The organism is Vibrio olivae, from assembly GCF_042428525.1.
GTDB lineage: Bacteria > Pseudomonadota > Gammaproteobacteria > Enterobacterales > Vibrionaceae > Vibrio > Vibrio olivae.
Genome location: NZ_JBHMEP010000078.1, coordinates 1 through 636, shown reverse-complemented (window position 1 = coordinate 636; position 636 = coordinate 1). Strand labels below are relative to the sequence as shown.

Annotated in this window: 1 protein-coding gene; it reads left to right on the top strand. The window is 36.5% G+C overall.

Annotation, left to right across the window (positions count from 1 at the left end; translation table 11 throughout):
- Nucleotides 1-224 (top strand): nucleoid-associated protein (locus ACFFUV_RS23570; RefSeq protein ID WP_390198401.1); only part of this gene is annotated, 224 nt, incomplete at its 5' end.
- Nucleotides 225-636 lie beyond the last annotated feature (412 nt).

Sequence of the window (636 nt, the reverse complement as noted above, 5' to 3'; positions counted from 1 at the left end):
TACAAGAGCAAGGATTTGTCCCAGAAGCACCTCCTGTAAAAGAAGTACAAGAAATTTCTGAGAAAAAATTTGGAAAACAAAAATTTAAACTATCAAACGGAATCGAACTGATTGTACCAGTCGATGTATATCGCAACCCAGATTTGATTGAATTTGTGAATAATCCGGATGGTACGATATCTGTGATGATCAAAAATGTGGATGAAGTATTGAATCGTTTATAAAAGAGACTGGAACATTAGATGTTCAACTACCGATGTTTAGTTGAATGAATGGTCCATGAGAAAGATCTGAAAAGACGAATATAACAAAAAAAGAGCGTGAGACAAAAGTAAAGAACACTTTAGTCTCACGCTCTAAACACGTATAAACGGCGGAAGCAGAAGCAACTCCTTCGGAAATAAGCTGAAATTCACAAAAATTTGAAAAGCAATTTTCGTGAATTTCTTCTTATTTCTTGGAGTTAAACGCTTCTGTCCCAGCCTCTTTTTTCCTTCCTTCAATTTTTTACACGTCGACGATTCAATAAAAAACCGCCTAATATTGTAAAGACAGGTGCAAGAATCGAGAAAAAGGCGAATGGCAAGTAATGCAACGCGCTAACTTTCATCGTTCCCATAATGAATGTGCCGCTGA